The organism is Nocardioides gilvus (genome assembly GCF_003194605.1).
Lineage (GTDB): Bacteria > Actinomycetota > Actinomycetes > Propionibacteriales > Nocardioidaceae > Nocardioides > Nocardioides gilvus.
On record NZ_QHKY01000002.1, the window covers coordinates 162,861 to 177,126 of the forward strand.

Here is a 14,266-nt window from a genome sequence, read left to right on the forward strand (position 1 = left end):
CCGACCCAATCAAGGGACGTCCCTGCGGCGGAACGAGACGATGCTGGGCACCAGGATGAGGACCAGGATCACCCCGAGGTACGTGGCGCCGTGGGCAGCGGTGATCAGCGCGGTGTCGTCACAGTTGCCGTACTCATCGCAGGTGCCGGTGCCCGGGACCCAGTACTCGTAGCCGTCCATGACCACCGCCATGGCGTTCGTGGGCAGCATCCACTTCTCGGCACCCACGCCGAAGACGGCGGCGATCAGCAGACTGCTGAAGAGGGTCACGCCGAACATCAGCCCCAGGGAGCCGACCGTGCTGCGGAACCACATGGTCAGGGCGTACGCCGCCAACGCGGCAGCGGCGACGAGCCCCAGACCACGGGCCTGGGTCCAGACCACGTCGCGCCACACGTCTGACGTGGCCTCGACGTCGCGGAGCTGGGCCAGGACGAAGATCGCTGCCCAGAAGAGCATCACGGCGACAACGGCCATCGTGAGTGACCCCACCACGACTGCTACTGCCTTCGCGAGCCAGATCCGGGGACGACGGCTCTCGAAGAGCAGTTGGTTGCTCATCGACCCGCTGGCCCAGTCGTGCCCGACGAAGGTGGTGCCGATGAGTGCGCCGAGCAGTGCCAGCACGGTGATGACCGCAACCCCGGTGTCCTGGTTGGTGCGCTCGATCTGCATGGGGGTGCGGTAGAGGTAGTCCTCGACCGCCCCGCCGTATCCCATGTTCTCCTCGCAGGCCGCGGTCAGTTCAGCCTCCGGCAGATCCTCCGAGACGCCCCAGTCCTGGGGTTCGGCGAGACAGTTGGGCAGTTCCTCCTGCGCATACACCAGGGATTCTTCGTAATTGGCCTGGGCCTCGGCGTACTCGGCGTCCGTGAAGGGACGGGTGTTCCACGCCTCGGCGACGAAGAGCACCGCGGGCACGAGGATCATGGCTGCGAGCAGCACGAGGACCGCGCGACGCAGGCGCAGACGGGTGAACTCGGTGCGGATCAGGGGCCACATCAGCGCTCACCTCCCAGGGTGTCGTGCGCGGTGAGCTCGAGGAAGACGGACTCGAGGTCGCGGCGTACGGGGGTCAGTTCGCGCACCCAGAGGTCGGCCTGCGCGAGCGACCTGACGACCTTGGTGGCGTCCTCGGCCTCGACCAGGAGGCCCTCGCCGTCGGTGGACACGGCGAATCCTGCTGCCCGGAGGAGTTGTTCGGCCCTGACGGGGTCGTCGACGACCACCCGGTGCTGGGTGGCGGTGGTGGTGTCGGCGATCAGTTCACTGACCGGCCCCGATGCGATCTGCCGGCCGTTGCCGATGATCGTGGCGGAGTCACACACCTGCTGCACCTCGGCCAGGATGTGGGAACTGAGCAGGACGGTCACGCCCGCGGCGCCGAGCCCACGGATCGTCTCGCGGATCTCCCTGATCCCGGCCGGATCGAGACCGTTGGTCGGCTCGTCGAGGATCAGCAACTGGGGTTCCTTGAGCAGGGTCGCGGCGATGGCCAGGCGCTGCTTCATCCCCAGCGAGTACGAGTTGTACCGGTCGTCGGCACGCTCGCCGAGGTTGACCGTGGTCAAGGCGGACTGCACCCGCTCCTGCGGAAGTGAGACCGAACGGGCCAGCAGGGTCAGGTTCTGGCGGCCGGTGAAGTTGGGGGAGAACTTCGGCGACTCGACCACCGCACCGACCGCACCGATCACCTCGGGCAGCCGCTCGGGCACCGGGGTGTCGAAGATCCGCATGGTCCCGGAGGTGGCGGAGGCCAGCCCGAGGAGCATCCGGATGGTCGTGGTCTTGCCCGAGCCGTTCGGCCCGAGGAAACCGTGGACCCCGCCGCGCGGGACGGCCAGGTCCAGGGACTCGATGGCGACGCGACGCCCCCTCCTGCCTCTGAACTCCTTGCGGAGCCCATGGGTCTCGATCACCAGATCGCTCACGTGTTGCCTCTCGGGTCTGCACCCGGGAACGGACCGAGACGGGTGAGTCAGGCAACCATGGCGAGGCAGTCGAGGGTTGTCACGCCACCACGCCGGGTGTCGCGCAAGGGGCTGGGGCGTGAGGTTCGGATTCTCGTCAGCCGGGGGTGACGAGCTGGATGCGGGGCGTACGGCCCGGCTCGGGGCGTGCTTCGTAGTCCGGGGTGGCTTCGTAGGCCGCCCACTCCAGCAGGCGCGCGACGTGCTTCTCGACCAGCGGGGCGACTTCGGCGACCGTGACGTCGCGACCGAGCTCGGCGCTCAGCGAGGTGACTCCGGCATCGGCGATCCCGCACGGCACGAACCGGCCGTACCAACTGAGATCGACGTCGCAGTTCAAGGAGAAGCCGTGCATCGTCACACCGCGGCTGACTCGGATTCCGATCGCGGCGACCTTGCGTTCGGGGCCGCGGGCATCGGCCTGCAACCACACCCCGCTGCGTCCGGGTACCCGGGCAGTGGTCACGCCGAGCTCGGCGCAGACCGCGATCAGGGCCTCTTCGACCCGACGTACGTAGTCCACGACCTTCACGTGGTCGGGCAGCGCGACGATGGGGTAGCCCACCAGTTGGCCGGGGCCGTGGAAGGTGATCTTGCCGCCACGATCGACCTCGATGACGTCGGCGCCACCGGGGTCGGCCGGGAACTCGTGGGCGTCGGTGCGCTTGCCAGCGGTGAAGACGGGCGGGTGCTCGAGGAGCAGCACGGTGGGCGGCCGTGAGCCGGCCACCACCTGGGCGTGCACGCCCTTCTGCAGCTCCCAGGCCTCCAGGTAGGGGACTGCCTCGTCACCGAAACCAGCGACTTCGAACTGCAATGACATGCCCTGAATCTAACCTGCCTGTGGATGAGCCGGAACGGGGTGGCGCAGAAGTCGGCACAGTTGACCCATGGCTCTCACCCGCGCTGCCGTCGTCGCCTGCCTGGTCGCCCTGCTGTGTCTCAGCGGGACGGTGCTCCTGTGGCTGTTGACGCCGGGCGGGGCGGACGAGACGTCCGAAGCAGCGACTGCGGATCCCGGTGGTGCGCCGGCGGTGGAGGTCGTACGTGCCTGGGACGCCCAGCGTTCACGCGCCTGGGCCTCGGGGTCCCTCAGCGAGCTCGAGGGGTTGTACGTCGACGGGTCCCGCGCCGGGCGTCGCGATGCCGCCATGCTGCGCGCGTACGTGGATCGCGGCCTGGTCGTGGAGGGGCTCGACGTGCAACTCATCAGCGTCGAGGAGGTGCGACGTGGGCAGAAGTCGATGGTGCTGGACGTGACCGACCGGGTGCATGCCGGCCGAGTGGTCGGTGAGGGGGTGGAGCAGGTGCTGCCACGCGACGGCGCCGACACCCGCCGTCTCGTTTTTCGCCTGGTCGAGGATCGGTGGGTGCTCGATCGGGTCGCCGACCGCTCAGACCGGGTCGGCCAGGCCAGTTGAGAGCACGTCAGTGACGTCGTGGTCGCGGAAGTCGTACCCGGCGGCCTCCAGCGCCGCGGGTCGGGTGCGCAGCGACCCGAGGAGTTCGGGAGCCATGGCGCCTGCCCCCACCTTGATCAGCGGTGCGGGCACCTTGAGGAAGACCTTCCGCCCAACCGCCTTGGCGAGAGCGGCGGTGAACTCGGCGTTCGTCGGGGTCACGGGGGAGCAGAGGTTGAACGGTCCGGAGAGGTCGTGCGACTCGGCGAGGAACGCCGTGGCGCAGAGCCAGTCCCGCAACGAGATGATCGGGAAGTACTGGTCCCCGGGGCCGAGCCGGGCCCCGAGACCGAGCCTGAAGAGCGGGGCCATCGTCTGCAGCGGCGGGGACTCCTTGTCGAGCACCGGAGCCGTACGCAGCACGCAGACCCGCGCGCCGGCGCGTACCGCCGGCTCGGCGGCTGCCTCCCACTCGCGGGTGACGTCGGTCAGCAGCGCGTCACCGCGGGAGTCCGAGGACTCGGTGAGCACCTCGTCACCGTGGTCGCCGTAGACCGAGATCCCGTTGCCGGCCAAGAAGGCGGGCGGCTTGGCCTGGGCGGCGATCGCCTCGGCCAGCACCTGGGTGGTGCGCACCCGGCTCTCGCGCAACTGCGTGGCCCACTTGGACGAGTGCGGATTGCCGATGGTCGGGGAGCCCGCCAGGTTGATCACCACGTGCACGCCCTCCAGGGCCGCCGGATCGAGCGGTCCGGCGTAGGGGTCCCACTGGATCTCGTCGGGGCCGGGGGTGCGACGCACAAGGGCACTCACCTGGTGACCGTGACCACGGAGGTGACGGACCAGATGAGTGCCCAGGAAGCCGGACGAACCGGCGATGACGATGCGCATGGGACCAGCCTTGCAGGTGACTGGTCAGCGGTCCCGCGATCGACTCAGTGCATCAGATGTCGAAGCCACCGGCCTCGAGGCGTGCCTTGACGTCGCTGAGGAAGCGAGCCGCGTCGGCACCGTCGACCAGACGGTGGTCGTAGGTGAGGGCGAGGTAGACCATCTGGCGCACCGCGATGGTCTCGCCGAGGTTGGCGTCGTCGATCACCACGGCCCGCTTCACGACCGAGCCGGTGCCCAGGATGGCGACCTGGGGCAGGTTCAGGATCGGGGTGTCGAAGAGCGCGCCCCGGCTGCCGGTGTTGGTGAGCGTGAAGGTGCCGCCCGACAACTCGTCGGGGGTGATCTTGTTGTTGCGCGTGCGGTCCGCCACGTCGGCGATCTTGCGAGCCAGACCGGCGACCGACAGGTCTCCGGCGTCCTTGATGACCGGGGTGAGCAGGCCCTTCTCGGACTCGACGGCGATGGCGAGGTTCTCGCGGTCGAAGTAGGTGACCTCGCCCTTCTCGACGTCGATCTGGGCGTTGACGACCGGGTGGTCCTTGAGCGCGTCGATCGCAGCCTTCGCGAAGAACGGCATGAAGGAGAGCTTCACGCCCTCGCGGGCCAGGAAGTCAGCCTTCTTGGCGTCGCGCTGGCGGGAGATGTCAGTGACGTCGACCTCGACCACGGTGGTCAGCTGGGCGGCGGTCTGGAGCGACTCGACCATCCGCGAGGCGATGACCTTGCGCAGACGCGAGAGCTTCTCCGTACGGCCACGCAGCGGGGAGGCCGAGGACGCTGCTGCGCCGGAGCTGGCCGGAGCAGCGGGTGCCTCTGCGGCCGGAGCCTCCGCGGCGGGAGCAGCCTTGGCCGCCGCAGCGTCCAGGATGTCCTGCTTGCGGATACGGCCACCGACGCCGGTGCCGGTGACGGAGTCCAGGTCGACGCCCTGGTCGGCGGCGAGCTTGCGCACCAGCGGAGTGACGTACGCGCTCTGGTCGTCGTCGCGCGACGGACGCGAGGACTTCTCCGCGGTCGTCGGAGCAGCAGGTGCTGCGGGGGCGGCCGGGGCCTCCTTGGCAGGCTCAGGCGCCTTCTCGGCCGGCTTCTCAGGAGCGGCCTCAGGGGCGGGCTGAGTCTGGGCAGGCGCAGGCTCGGGCTTCTTCTCCTCGGCAGCCGGGGCGGGCGCCTCGGGCGCCTTCTCCTCAGCGGCAGCGGGAGCGCCAGAGCCGATCACGGCGAGCTCGGCGCCCACCTCGACGGTCTCGTCCTCGGAGACCTTGATCTCCATCAGCGTGCCGGCCACGGGGGACGGGATCTCGGTGTCGACCTTGTCGGTGGAGACCTCGAGCAACGGCTCGTCGACGGCGACCTCGTCACCGACGGCCTTGAGCCAGCGGGTGACGGTGCCCTCGGTGACCGATTCACCCAGCGCAGGCAGGGTCACGGAGGTGGACTCACCGGAGGACGCGGCCGGCTTCTCGTCCTGCTTCTCCGGGGCCGCGGGCTTCTCAGCGGGGGTCTCCTCAGCCGGTGCTTCTGCGGCCGGTGCCTCTTCGGCGGCGGGCGCTTCCTCGGCCGGGGCAGGGGCCTCGTCAGCCTGGGCAGGCTCCTCGGCCGGAGCGTCGTCGCTGCCGCCGCTCTCACCGGCCTCGCCGATGACGGCCAGCACGGCGCCGACCTCGACGGTGTCGTCCTCGTTGGCGCGGATCTCGAGCAGGACCCCTGCGATCGGGGACGGGATCTCGGTGTCGACCTTGTCGGTGGAGACCTCGAGCAACGGCTCGTCGACGGTGACCTCGTCACCGACCTGCTTCAGCCAGCGGGTGACGGTGCCTTCGGTGACTGATTCGCCGAGTGCTGGGAGGGTGACTTCGGAGGCCATGAGTGTCCTGTCGTCTCGTGAGGGTGGTGGGGGTTCAGGAGTTGGTGTGCCGAGGGGCGCCGGCTGGAGCCAGGTGTGCTCGGATCAGCGCCTCGTTCTGGGCGGGACGGCAGACGAAGGGTGCGTCGTGTGGGGCCGCAGCCACGGTCGTGAGTCCCTCTTGTTGATGAGGAGTGTGTTCGTCGCCACCATCTTCGCACTTCCGTCTGTGCTGTCCAGCACCGGATCTTCACCCCACCCGTCACACTGTGTGCCATGAGTTTGTTCGATCGATTCCGCCGAGGCGGTTCTTCCCGCATGCGCAGGCCCTCCGGCGACACCGCGCGCACCGGGTCGACGACGGTGCGTTCCGCCACTGCCGCCGACACCAAGCACCTCAACGACTGGGTCGCCGGCAGGCGCGGGGTCGAGGGATTCGTCGAGCCGCGCACGGCGGTCAACGACGTCACCCTGCTGCTCGTGGCGCACGACGGGGAGTGGACCCGACGCCGCGTCCAGTCGGTCAAGTGGGCACACGACTTCTGCAACCACCACCGCATTCCGTCCTACGACGCCGCCGTGGTGGGCGTGCCGCAGCGGATGCGCGAGTGGAACCGGCGCAAGAAGGCCGGCGAGGTCTGACCTCGACCCACGCCGACGCCCCACGCCCCACGCCCCAACGCCCTACGCCGGTCAGGCGGGCAGTCCTTCGTCGGCGAGCGTGCGGGCGTACTCGACGAGGGTGGCCACGGCAACGCCCGTGCCCCCCGAGGTCCAGTCGCCGAAGGGACCGCCGGAGTTGAACGAGGGCCCTGCGATGTCGAGGTGGGCCCACGGGAGCCCGCCGGTGAACTCGCGCAGGAAGGCGGCTGCGTAGAGGCCTCCGCCCCACCGGGTCCAGTCGTGCTGGGCCAGGTCGGCGACCTTGCTGCTGCGGATGCGTTCCTTCATCTCCTCCGGGATGGGCATCGGCCAGGCGGCCTCACCCACCCGCGCACCGGCGGCGACGACGCTGGCGACGATGTCGTCAGAGCCCATCACCCCGGTGACCTTCTCGCCCAGGGCGACCACCATCGCGCCGGTCAGGGTGGCGACGTCGAGCACGACGTCGGGCTCCTCCTCCGTGGCGAGCACCAATGCGTCACCGAGGACGAGGCGTCCCTCCGCGTCGGTGTTGAGGACCTCGACCGTCTGTCCGCCGCGCATGGTCAACACGTCACCGGGCCGGCTGGCCGCGCCGGAGACCATGTTCTCCGCCATCGGAGCGAATGTGGTGACGCGGATGGGGAGACCCAGGGCGGCGATCGCGAGGGTGGCCTGGACGACGGCCGCGGCACCGGCCATGTCGGACTTCATCGTGCCCATGCTGTTGGCGGGCTTGATGCTCAAACCGCCAGAGTCGAAGGTGATGCCCTTGCCCACGAGGGCCAGGTGAATCTTGGCGCCCTTGGGTGCGTACGTCAGCTTGGCCAGACGCGGGGGAGCGGCCGAGGCGGCGCCCACCGCGAGGATTCCGCCGCACTCCAGCTCCGCGAGCCGGGTTTCGTCGAAGACCTCCAGGGCCACCTTGGGTGCTCCCCGGCCGTGGGTGGCGACCCGGTGGGCCTCGGTCACGGCGTCGCTGAACTTGGCGGGGGTGAAGTCGCCGGGAGGCTGGTTGACCCAGTCGCGCGTGGTCGCGACGGCGGAGGCGATCACCTGCGCGGTCTCGAAGGCGGCCTTGGTGGCTCCGCTGCGGGCGTTGGGGGCGAGCACGACGACCTCGCTGGCCCTCGTGTCGGGCGTGGGCTTCTTGTAGGTGGTGAAGGTGTACCCACCGAGCACGTAACCGCTCAGCGCGGCGGCGACCAAGGCGTCCTCGTCGGCCGGCAGCGCCAACGTCACCGAGGAGGCGTTGGGAACGTTGCGTGCCGCGACCCCGGCGGCCCGGCGCACGGAGACGACGTCAGCGGCCTCACCGAGTCCGACCAGCACGAGCAACGGAGCCTTGATGGTGCCACTGGTGGGGATCTTGACCGCCTCACCAGCCTTGCCGGTGACGCCCATGGTCGTCAGCAAGGGGTGCAGCTTGCGCCCGTACGCGTCGGCGACGTCTGCGCCGCCCGGGGCCAGGACCGGCCCTCGCTCGGTCTTGAGGACACCGACGACGACGGCGTCGCTGCGGGTCTTGGCGGGGCTGGCGGAGCGCAAGGTGTACGTCGGGGTCACCTCTGCACCCTAGCCAACGCGTCGCGCGGGCTCGGTGGCCGCGGGCTGCGTTAAGGTCATCGCATGTCGACAAACTCGGGTTTGAAGCAGTCGCCCCTGCATGCTCGTCACGTCGCCCTGGGCGCGAAGTTCTCCGAGTTCGGCGGCTGGTCGATGCCCCTGGAGTACGCGACGGGCATCGTCAAGGAGCACACCGCGGTCCGCGAGGCGGTCGGGGTCTTCGACGTCTCCCACCTCGGCAAGGTGCTGATCAGTGGCCCCGGTGCGGCGGACTTCGTCAACGCGACCCTGAGCAACGACCTCGGTCGGATCGAGCCGGGCAAGGCGCAGTACACGCTCTGCTGCGACGAGGAGACCGGCGGGATCGTCGACGACCTCATCGCCTACCTCTCCGACGACGAGCACGTGTTGCTGGTGCCGAACGCGGCCAACTCCGCTGAAGTCGTACGCCGCCTCGCTGCGCAGGCACCCGACGGCGTCAAGATCACCGACCATCACGACGACTACGCGGTCCTGGCGATCCAGGGCACGAAGTCCGACGAGGTGCTCGCTGCGGTCGGGCTGCCGGCCGACCACGGCTACATGTCCTTCGTCGAGGCCCCCTGGGAGCCGGCGGCCACCGGTGAGGAGGTGCCTGCGATCGTCATCTGCCGCACCGGCTACACCGGTGAGCGCGGCTACGAGTTGATCGTCCCCAACGCGCAGGCGGAGCAGGTCTGGGACGCGCTCATGACGGCCGGAGCCGAGTTCGGGCTGACGCCGTGTGGTCTCGGTGCCCGTGACACCCTGCGCACCGAGATGGGCTATCCCTTGCACGGCCAGGACATCACCCCCGAGACGACTCCGCTGGAGGGCGGCCTCGGGTGGGCGGTCGGCTGGGACAAGGAATCCTTCTGGGGCAAGGACGTCCTCACCGCGAAGAAGGCCGAGGGTGCGACCCGGGTGCTGCGCGGCCTCGTCGCGACGGGTCGTGGCATCCCGCGCCCCGGGATGTCGGTCACACTGACGGCTGACGTGCGGTTGGGTGACGTCACCTCCGGCACCTTCAGTCCGACCCTCAAGAAGGGCATCGGCCTGGCGCTGCTGCCCACGACGATCGCGGTGGACACCGAGGTCGGGGTCGACGTACGTGGACGCCGGGAGATCTTCCGGGTGACGAAGCCGCCCTTCGTCGACACCTCTGTCAAGGAGAAATGACGCATGGCTGCTGACGACCAGTGGTACTGGACCCTCGAGACGACTGCCGGGCTGCCGGTGCAGGTGAGTGAGGAGTACACGGGCGTTCGCTTCGAGACCGAGCTCGAGGCAGAGGCCTGGATCGGCGAGGTCTTCGATGCTCTCCTCGACCAGGGCGTCGACGCGGCCACTCTCTTCGAGGGTGAGCGCAAGGCGTACGGCCCCATGTCGCTGCACCCCTGAGCGGTGCACGACTTCTCCCAGGTCGACGTCTTCTCGGACGAGCCGCTGCGGGGCAACCCCGTGGCCGTCGTGCACGGGGCCGACGACCTCAGCGACGAGCAGATGGCTGCCTTCGCCCGGTGGACCAACCTCAGCGAGACCACCTTCTTGTTGACCCCCACAGATCCGGCCGCCGACTACCGGCTGCGGATCTTCACCATTGACGGCGAGCTGCCCTTCGCGGGGCATCCCACACTCGGGTCGGCGCACGCCTGGCTCGAGGCCGGGGGAGTGCCCCGTGGTGACGATCTGGTCCAGGAGTGCGGGGCCGGGCTCGTACGCATCCGTCGCCGGGAGGTGCTCTCGTTCGCGGCGCCCCCGTTGCGGCGCAGCGGGCCGGCCGACACCGCGACCATCAACGAGGTCGTCAGAGCGCTGGGGATCGAGCTCTCCGACGTGGTCGCTGCGGAGTGGGTGGACAACGGACCGGGCTGGGTGGCGGTGCTGCTGCGTGATGCGGCCGCGGTGCTCGCCGTGCGCGGTGACCGGGTCGATGCTGGCGATCTCGCGATCGGCGTGGTCGGTCTCCACGACGCCGGTGCCGAGTGCGCCGTCGAGGTGCGCGCCTTCTTCCGCAGCTTCGAGGACCCGGTGACCGGTTCACTCAACGCAGGACTGGCGCAGTGGTTGATCGGGCGAGGCACGCTGCCCCCGACCTACACCGCTGCCCAGGGCACGGCCCTGGCCCGTCGCGGCCGGGTCCGGGTCGAGCAGGTGGGCGCCGACATCTGGGTCGGTGGCGCCACCCGGACCACGATCACCGGACAGGTGATGCTCAACGACTGAGGTCGTTGGTCGGGCCTCCCGCGCCCACGTGGCGACCGGCGATAGTCTTGCGGCCATGCGTGCCTACCTCGACCTGCTCCAGCGGATCCTCGACGAGGGCGTGGACAAGTCCGACCGTACCGGGACCGGGACCCGTTCGGTCTTCGGCCACCAGATGCGCTTCGACCTCTCCGAGGGTTTCCCGCTGGTGACGACCAAGAAGGTCCACACCCGCAGCATCTTCGGTGAGCTGTTGTGGTTCCTGCGTGGGGACACCAACGTGAAGTGGCTCCAGGACCGCGGCATCACCATCTGGGACGAGTGGGCCGACGAGAACGGCGACCTCGGCCCGGTCTACGGCTACCAGTGGCGTTCCTGGCCGACCCCCGACGGCGGCACGGTCGACCAGATCGCCAAGTTGATCGAGGGCATCAGGACCAACCCCGACTCGCGGCGCCACATCGTCTCGGCCTGGAACGTCGCTGACGTTGACGACATGGCCCTGCCGCCGTGCCACTCGCTCTTCCAGTTCTACGTGGAGCCGGTCGCCGACGGCCCGGCCAAGCTCTCCTGCCAGCTCTACCAACGCTCTGCCGACGTCTTCCTGGGCGTGCCGTTCAACATCGCCTCGTACGCCCTGCTCACCCACATGGTGGCGCAGGTGACGGGTCTTGCGGTCGGCGACTTCGTGCACAGCATCGGCGACGCACACCTCTACTCCAACCACGTCGAGCAGGCCAAGCTCCAACTGACTCGCGAGCCGCGGGAGTTGCCGCGCCTCCAGCTCAACCCTGCGATCACCGAGATCGACGGCTTCGACCTCGAGGACATCTCCGTCGTCGGCTACGACCCGCACCCCGGCATCAAGGCCCCGATCGCGGTATGAGCACGGACGACGGTCCGGGCCGGCGGATCACCCTCGTCGCCGCGCACTCCCGGGGGCGGGTCATCGGCAACGGCCCCGCCATCCCGTGGCACAGCCGTGAGGACTTCGCCCACTTCAAGGCGACCACCCTGGGACACACGTTGGTGATGGGTCGCGTCACCCACGAGTCCATCGGACGTCCGTTGCCGGAGCGGCGCACGATCGTGATCACGCGTTCGCCCGACTGGACCGACGCCGGAGTCGAGGTGGCGCACTCCTGGGAGGAAGCGCTCGAGATGGCGGGCGAGAGTGAGCTCTTCGTGGCGGGGGGCGCCCAGATCTATGCGCTCGCCCTGCCGCTGGCCACCCATCAGGTGATCACCGAGATGCACCTCGACGTCGAGGGTGACGCCTTCTACCCGGACTTCTCGACCGAGGAGTGGATCGAGACCGAGCGTCGTTCGCACCCGGAGTTCGATCCCGGACTCGACTGGGTCTGGTGGGAGCGCCGGTGAAGGTGCACATCGACCACGACGCCACCGAGCCGGCCTTCGAGCAGGTGCGGCGTCAGATCACCGAGGCCGTCGACAGCGGTGACCTCGCGCCGGGGCAGAAGCTGCCACCGGTGCGTACGTTGGCGGCCGAGGTCGGCCTCGCCGTGAACACGGTGGCCAAGGCGTACAAGGAGCTCGAGGCGCTCGGAGTCGTCGCCACCCGGGGCCGGGCCGGGACCGTGGTCCTGGGCCGTGGCGCTGACCGCGCCGCCCGCGAGGCCGCCGCCACCTACGCCGCCACCGTGCAGGCTCTGGGACTGGGTCAGGCCGAAGCCATCGAGCTCGTCCGCCGGGCCCTGACGCCCTGAGGCTCGTCGCCCTGGCGTGCTGACGCTCGGAAGGTCGCGGCAGACTGTGCGGCGTGAGTCCCACGATCGTCGTCTCCGCCGTTGCCCTCGTCCGCGACGGAGCCGTGCTGACGGTGCGCAAGGCCGGGACCAGCCGCTTCATGCTGGTCGGCGGCAAGCCGGACCCCGGCGAGAGCCCGCTCGACTGCGCGCTGCGCGAGACGCGTGAGGAGGTCTCCCTCGACCTGGCCGATCTCGTCCTGCTGGGGGAGTTCGAGTCGGAGGCCGCCAACGAGCCGGGACACCGACTGCACTCCACCGTCTACACGGCCGAGCTGACGGGAGAGCCCGTGGCCGCCGGGGAGATCGCCGAGCTGCGCTGGACCGGGCTCGACCGCGCCTACGACGACCTGGCACCGATGCTGGAGTTCAACGTCCTGCCACTGCTGCGCGGGCGCCACGCCCCGACTGAGTAGTCCCCGGCAACGTGTGACGAAGCGGTCGCGCTGGCGACCGGATCGTCACACGTCACACCGACAAGGAGGCTCAGGTCCCGCAGAAGGTCTGGAAGCCCTCTGCGAAACCGGGCGGTGCCGGCTGGGCGTAACGCTCGCCGCCCTCGATCGGGGTGAAGGGCGCGCGCACCGCTGCCAACAGTGCCTCGTACGGCCCCAGGTCGCCGGCGGTGGCGGCCCTGAGGGCTTCGTCGAGGAGGTGGTTGCGGGGGACGTGCACCGGGTTGACCGCGTCCATCGCGTCGGCGTCGGGGGAGTGGGCCATCCACCGGTCGAGCCACTGGTCGAGCGCCGTGACGTCGTGCGTCGTGGCGTGCACGGCACTGCGGTCACCGCGGGCGGCCCGGGTCAGGTCGCGGAAGAAGGTGGTGAAGTCGACCCGGCTCGCCTCGAGCAGGCCGTGCAGGGTGGTGACGAGGTCGACCAGGTCGGCCAGGTCCGCGGAGATTCCCAGCTTGGCAGCCATCGCTCCCATCCACGCCTCGTTGAAGTAGGCCGGGAACTGCTCCAGCACCGCTGAGCCGGCCTGGACGGCCTCGGCCTCCTCATCGGCGATGATCGGCAACAAGGCCTCTGCGAAGCGCGCCAGATTCCACTGGGCGATCTGCGGCTGGTTGCCGTAGGCGTAGCGGCCACCGGTGTCGATCGAGCTGAACACCGACCCCGGGTCGTACGCGTCGAGGAAGGCGCACGGACCGTAGTCGATGGTCTCCCCGGAGATCGTCATGTTGTCGGTGTTCATGACGCCGTGCACGAAGCCGACGGTGAGCCACTGGGCGACCAACCGTGCCTGGGCAGCGACGACGTGGTCGAAGAGGGCCAGCGGCGGGTTGTCGGCCTGGAGACCTTCGGTGTGGTGGCGCTCGAGGGCATAGCGGGAGAGCTTGACCAGCACCCGCATCTGGTTGCTGGCCCGGGCGTACTGGAATGTGCCGACCCGCAGGTGGCTCGACGCCACCCGGACGAGAACGGCGCCGGGCAGGGCGCCCTCCTCGCGCAGCACCGGGGTGCCGGTCGCCACCACGGCCAGCGAGCGCGTGGTGGGGATCCCGAGAGCGTGCATCGACTCGCTGACCAGGAATTCGCGCAGCATCGGGCCCAGCGCGGCGAGGCCGTCCCCACCGCGGGTGAAGGGGGTGGGCCCGGAGCCCTTGAGGTGGATGTCGCGCAGCCCGTCAGGGGTCTCGACCTCACCGAGCAGCAGGGCGCGGCCGTCTCCCAGCTGCGGGGAGTAGCCGCCGAACTGGTGGCCCGAGTAGAGCTGCGCCACGGGCATCGCGCCCTCGGGCAGGTTGAGCCCGAGCAGGAAGAGCACGCCGTCCTCGGTGCGCAACCACTCGACGTCGAGGCCCAACTCGCGGGCCAACGGTTCGTTGAGCACGATGAGTTGGGGCGCGGGCACCGGTGCGGCCGAGGCCTTGCGGGCAAGCTCGGGGAGTTGCTCGGCGAAGCCGTGCTGCAGGGCGATGTTCTCCGGCGCGTTCACAGGTCCAAGGCTACGGGGCGG

The 14,266-nt window shown here is 69.7% G+C and carries 16 protein-coding genes; 9 read left to right on the top strand and 7 right to left on the bottom strand.

Annotated elements, in window-relative coordinates; genetic code table 11:
* Positions 1-9: 9 nt before the first annotated feature.
* The 3 genes from DNK52_RS06090 to lipB form a co-directional block, all read right to left on the bottom strand.
* Positions 10-1,002 carry an ABC transporter permease subunit gene (locus tag DNK52_RS06090; RefSeq protein WP_110240114.1) on the bottom strand — a complete coding sequence of 331 codons (993 nt, stop codon included), beginning with the start codon at positions 1,000-1,002 and terminating at the stop codon, positions 10-12.
* Positions 1,002-1,931, bottom strand: a complete 930-nt coding sequence (locus DNK52_RS06095) for an ABC transporter ATP-binding protein (RefSeq protein ID WP_110240115.1) — start codon at positions 1,929-1,931, stop codon at positions 1,002-1,004. The genes DNK52_RS06090 and DNK52_RS06095 overlap by 1 nt, the downstream gene beginning before the upstream one ends.
* A gap of 136 nt (positions 1,932-2,067) precedes the next feature.
* The gene (gene lipB / locus DNK52_RS06100) at positions 2,068-2,793 is read right to left on the bottom strand and encodes a lipoyl(octanoyl) transferase LipB (protein ID WP_110240116.1); all 726 of its coding nucleotides are present in this window, start codon (positions 2,791-2,793) and stop codon (positions 2,068-2,070) included.
* 67 nt (positions 2,794-2,860) lie between these two features.
* On the opposite strand from lipB, the gene DNK52_RS06105 reads away from it, so the two are divergent.
* On the top strand, positions 2,861-3,391 hold the full coding sequence (locus tag DNK52_RS06105; RefSeq protein ID WP_110240117.1) for a hypothetical protein: 531 nt from the start codon (positions 2,861-2,863) through the stop codon (positions 3,389-3,391).
* Here DNK52_RS06105 and DNK52_RS06110 read toward each other — a convergent pair.
* Together DNK52_RS06110 and sucB are read right to left on the bottom strand one after the other, a co-directional pair.
* Positions 3,365-4,261, bottom strand: coding sequence for a TIGR01777 family oxidoreductase (locus DNK52_RS06110; protein WP_110240118.1), 897 nt, complete (start codon positions 4,259-4,261; stop codon positions 3,365-3,367). The two genes, DNK52_RS06105 and DNK52_RS06110, sit on opposite strands and share 27 nt — an antisense overlap.
* Positions 4,262-4,313: 52 nt before the next feature.
* Positions 4,314-6,128 (bottom strand): 2-oxoglutarate dehydrogenase, E2 component, dihydrolipoamide succinyltransferase, encoded by a 1,815-nt coding sequence (gene sucB / locus DNK52_RS06115; RefSeq protein WP_110240119.1) that lies wholly within the window; start codon positions 6,126-6,128, stop codon positions 4,314-4,316.
* Positions 6,129-6,425: 297 nt separating this feature from the next.
* Here sucB and DNK52_RS06120 point away from each other — a divergent pair, with 297 nt between their 5' ends.
* Positions 6,426-6,749 carry a hypothetical protein gene (locus tag DNK52_RS06120; RefSeq protein WP_110240120.1) on the top strand — a complete coding sequence of 108 codons (324 nt, stop codon included), beginning with the start codon at positions 6,426-6,428 and terminating at the stop codon, positions 6,747-6,749.
* A gap of 51 nt (positions 6,750-6,800) precedes the next feature.
* Here DNK52_RS06120 and DNK52_RS06125 read toward each other — a convergent pair whose 3' ends face one another.
* The gene (locus tag DNK52_RS06125) at positions 6,801-8,315 is read right to left on the bottom strand and encodes a leucyl aminopeptidase (protein WP_239455420.1); all 1,515 of its coding nucleotides are present in this window, start codon (positions 8,313-8,315) and stop codon (positions 6,801-6,803) included.
* A gap of 63 nt (positions 8,316-8,378) precedes the next feature.
* On the opposite strand from DNK52_RS06125, the gene gcvT reads away from it, so the two are divergent.
* From gcvT to DNK52_RS06160, 7 genes are read left to right on the top strand one after another with little or no spacing between them, the layout of a single operon-like run.
* Entirely contained in the window at positions 8,379-9,512 is a 1,134-nt protein-coding gene (gene gcvT / locus DNK52_RS06130) for a glycine cleavage system aminomethyltransferase GcvT (RefSeq protein ID WP_110240121.1), read from the top strand.
* A gap of 3 nt (positions 9,513-9,515) precedes the next feature.
* A complete protein-coding gene (locus tag DNK52_RS06135; protein WP_110240122.1) occupies positions 9,516-9,734 on the top strand; it encodes a hypothetical protein in 219 nt (72 codons plus the stop codon).
* A 3-nt stretch (positions 9,735-9,737) separates the two neighbouring features.
* Positions 9,738-10,559 (top strand): PhzF family phenazine biosynthesis protein, encoded by an 822-nt coding sequence (locus DNK52_RS06140; protein WP_110240123.1) that lies wholly within the window; start codon positions 9,738-9,740, stop codon positions 10,557-10,559.
* Between the two features lie 55 nt (positions 10,560-10,614).
* Positions 10,615-11,424 carry a thymidylate synthase gene (locus DNK52_RS06145; protein ID WP_110240124.1) on the top strand — a complete coding sequence of 270 codons (810 nt, stop codon included), beginning with the start codon at positions 10,615-10,617 and terminating at the stop codon, positions 11,422-11,424.
* On the top strand, positions 11,421-11,918 hold the full coding sequence (locus DNK52_RS06150) for a dihydrofolate reductase (protein WP_110240125.1): 498 nt from the start codon (positions 11,421-11,423) through the stop codon (positions 11,916-11,918). The genes DNK52_RS06145 and DNK52_RS06150 overlap by 4 nt, the downstream gene beginning before the upstream one ends.
* The gene (locus tag DNK52_RS06155; RefSeq protein ID WP_110240603.1) at positions 11,915-12,265 is read left to right on the top strand and encodes a GntR family transcriptional regulator; all 351 of its coding nucleotides are present in this window, start codon (positions 11,915-11,917) and stop codon (positions 12,263-12,265) included. The genes DNK52_RS06150 and DNK52_RS06155 overlap by 4 nt, the downstream gene beginning before the upstream one ends.
* Positions 12,266-12,318: 53 nt before the next feature.
* The gene (locus tag DNK52_RS06160; protein ID WP_110240126.1) at positions 12,319-12,720 is read left to right on the top strand and encodes an NUDIX hydrolase; all 402 of its coding nucleotides are present in this window, start codon (positions 12,319-12,321) and stop codon (positions 12,718-12,720) included.
* Between the two features lie 70 nt (positions 12,721-12,790).
* Here DNK52_RS06160 and DNK52_RS06165 read toward each other — a convergent pair whose 3' ends face one another.
* Positions 12,791-14,245 (bottom strand): protein adenylyltransferase SelO, encoded by a 1,455-nt coding sequence (locus tag DNK52_RS06165; RefSeq protein WP_110240127.1) that lies wholly within the window; start codon positions 14,243-14,245, stop codon positions 12,791-12,793.
* Positions 14,246-14,266: the final 21 nt, after the last annotated feature.

Excerpts from the sequence above, each read along its gene's own strand:
- DNK52_RS06110 (WP_110240118.1), bottom strand. The coding sequence starts at position 4,261 with ATGCGCATCGTCATCGCCGGTTCGTCCGGCTTCCTGGGCACTCATCTG.
- gcvT (WP_110240121.1), top strand. The coding sequence starts at position 8,379 with ATGTCGACAAACTCGGGTTTGAAGCAGTCGCCCCTGCATGCTCGTCAC.
- DNK52_RS06135 (WP_110240122.1), top strand. The coding sequence starts at position 9,516 with ATGGCTGCTGACGACCAGTGGTACTGGACCCTCGAGACGACTGCCGGG.
- DNK52_RS06120 (WP_110240120.1), top strand. The coding sequence starts at position 6,426 with ATGCGCAGGCCCTCCGGCGACACCGCGCGCACCGGGTCGACGACGGTG.
- DNK52_RS06150 (WP_110240125.1), top strand. The coding sequence starts at position 11,421 with ATGAGCACGGACGACGGTCCGGGCCGGCGGATCACCCTCGTCGCCGCG.
- lipB (WP_110240116.1), bottom strand. The coding sequence starts at position 2,793 with ATGTCATTGCAGTTCGAAGTCGCTGGTTTCGGTGACGAGGCAGTCCCC.
- DNK52_RS06105 (WP_110240117.1), top strand. The coding sequence starts at position 2,861 with ATGGCTCTCACCCGCGCTGCCGTCGTCGCCTGCCTGGTCGCCCTGCTG.
- sucB (WP_110240119.1), bottom strand. The coding sequence starts at position 6,128 with ATGGCCTCCGAAGTCACCCTCCCAGCACTCGGCGAATCAGTCACCGAA.
- DNK52_RS06145 (WP_110240124.1), top strand. The coding sequence starts at position 10,615 with ATGCGTGCCTACCTCGACCTGCTCCAGCGGATCCTCGACGAGGGCGTG.
- DNK52_RS06090 (WP_110240114.1), bottom strand. The coding sequence starts at position 1,002 with ATGTGGCCCCTGATCCGCACCGAGTTCACCCGTCTGCGCCTGCGTCGC.